This is a genomic window from Mesorhizobium sp. P5_C1, from assembly GCF_054049815.1.
Genome location: NZ_JBFULQ010000801.1, coordinates 1 through 1904 on the forward strand (window position 1 = coordinate 1; position 1904 = coordinate 1904).

At 59.6% G+C, this 1904-nt stretch carries 3 protein-coding genes; 1 reads left to right on the forward strand and 2 read right to left on the reverse strand.

Translation table 11 applies throughout. The annotated features are described in order from the left end of the window. Positions 1-1111: potassium-transporting ATPase subunit KdpA (gene kdpA, locus ACXJ7R_RS31425; RefSeq protein ID WP_457155206.1), on the reverse strand; the 1111-nt coding region annotated here is incomplete at its 3' end. Positions 1112-1145: 34 nt separating this feature from the next. Beyond that, positions 1146-1235 carry a K(+)-transporting ATPase subunit F gene (locus tag ACXJ7R_RS31430; protein WP_095084642.1) on the reverse strand — a complete coding sequence of 30 codons (90 nt, stop codon included), beginning with the start codon at positions 1233-1235 and terminating at the stop codon, positions 1146-1148. A gap of 442 nt (positions 1236-1677) precedes the next feature. On the opposite strand from ACXJ7R_RS31430, the gene ACXJ7R_RS31435 reads away from it, so the two are divergent. Continuing rightward, positions 1678-1904: YciE/YciF ferroxidase family protein (locus tag ACXJ7R_RS31435; RefSeq protein WP_457155207.1), on the forward strand; the 227-nt coding region annotated here is incomplete at its 3' end.

The following is a 1904-nucleotide window of genomic DNA, read 5'->3' on the forward strand; positions in this document are numbered from 1 at the left end:
GCTGCATGTTGATCATCGGGATGAAGCCGCCGAGTGCCGTGAAGCTGTCGTGCATGGCATTGACCGCGCCGCAGGATGCGGCGGTGGTGACGACTGCAAACAGGGCCGACATGGCGATGCCGAAGCGCGTCTCCTTGCCTTCCATGTTGCCGCCGTCGATGCCAAGCGCGTGCACCAGCGGATTGCCGCCAGCTTCCGCCCAGTAGCAGACGGCGACACCGGCGATGAACAGGACGCCCATCGTGGCCAGGATCGCCCAGCCCTGGCGCTGGTTGCCGACCATGCGGCCGAAGACGTTGGTCAGGGCAGCACCGAGTGCGAAGATCGTCACCATCTGGATCAGATTGGAGATCGCGTCGGGATTTTCGAACGGGTGCGCGGCATTGGCGTTGAAAAAGCCACCGCCATTGGTGCCGAGCATCTTGATGGCCACCTGCGAGGCGACCGGACCGACCGCGATCGTCTGCTGCGCGCCTTCAAGCGTGGTGGCGTTGACGTACGGGCCGAGCGTCTGCGGCATGCCGAGATAGACGTAGACAAGGGTCAGGACGATGCAGAGCGGCAACAGCACATAGAGGGTGCAGCGGGTCATATCGACCCAGAAATTGCCGATGGACTTGGCCGAGGCACGGGCGAAACCACGGATCAGCGCGACCGCGATGGCGATGCCGACCGCCGCCGACAGGAAGTTCTGCACGGTGAGGCCAGCCATCTGCACGAGGTAGGACATCGTGCTCTCGCCACCATAGTTCTGCCAGTTGGTGTTGCTCACGAAGCTGACGGCGGTGTTGAAGGCAAGGTTGGGTTCGACAGCGGTCATGCCCGCGGGATTGTAAGGCAGGACGCCTTGCAGCCGCTGCAGAACGTAAAGCACCAGGAAGCTGGCAACGCTGAAGAGCATGATGCCTGCCGCATAGGCGGTCCAGTGTTGCTCCTCGCGTTCACTGGTGCCGGCGATGCGATAGAGCCCGCGTTCAATCGGGCCTAGAACCGGCGAAAGAAATGTCCGGTCGCCGTTGAAGACGCGGTACATGTAGCCGCCGAGCGGCTTCACCAGCAAAACGACGATCCCGCAGTAGACGAGGATCTGTAGCCATCCGTTGAGTGTCATGATTGTAGCTTTCCGGACCTTGCGTCTATTGCCGTCAGAAGCGTTCTGGACGAACGAGGGCGTATGTCAGGTAGACGAGCAGGAACAGCGTCACGCTGCCACCGAGAATATAGTCGACGAGCATTTCGCGATCCTCGCGTTAGAGAATGTCACAGGCTTTGATGTAGGCGAAGGACAGGGCAAAAAACAAAATCCCGATCCCGAGAACGACGATGTCCATTGTGCTTGTTCCTTGCTTCCGATCTTCTACTTTCGACCGTAGCGCCTGCCACAGGCAGGTCGGCGATTGCGTAAACAGGTCGGCGATTGCGTAAAAAGCGGCCCGCCATACTTCAGGTGTGACGGCGCCAACTTTTGCTCAAGGCGGAATATGGACCCGATCGCCATAAAGGTTCGAGACGGGGCGGGAAGGAAAGAAATAGGAATTTTATAAAGGTTTTTCGCCCGACTCATGGCCGGCCCCGGGCCAACAAATTTGGGTCGCTGGGGACGTCATTGCCGGAACGAGCGGAACAAAACTTCCAATGCGAGATTGTCGACCTGAGGGCTCACCACAGGAGACGACCATGGCAAAGCAGAAAATGCTCGACGATCTGTTTCACGACACCCTGAAGGACATCTATTTCGCCGAGAAGAAGATCCTGGCGACGCTGCCGAAAATGGCCAAGGCCGCGCAAAGCGCCGACCTGAGAGCGGCCTTCGAAAAGCATCGCACCGAGACCGAGGGCCATGTCGCAAGGCTGGAGAAGGTCTTCGGCGTCATCGGCAAGAAGGCGGTCGGCAAGACGTGTGC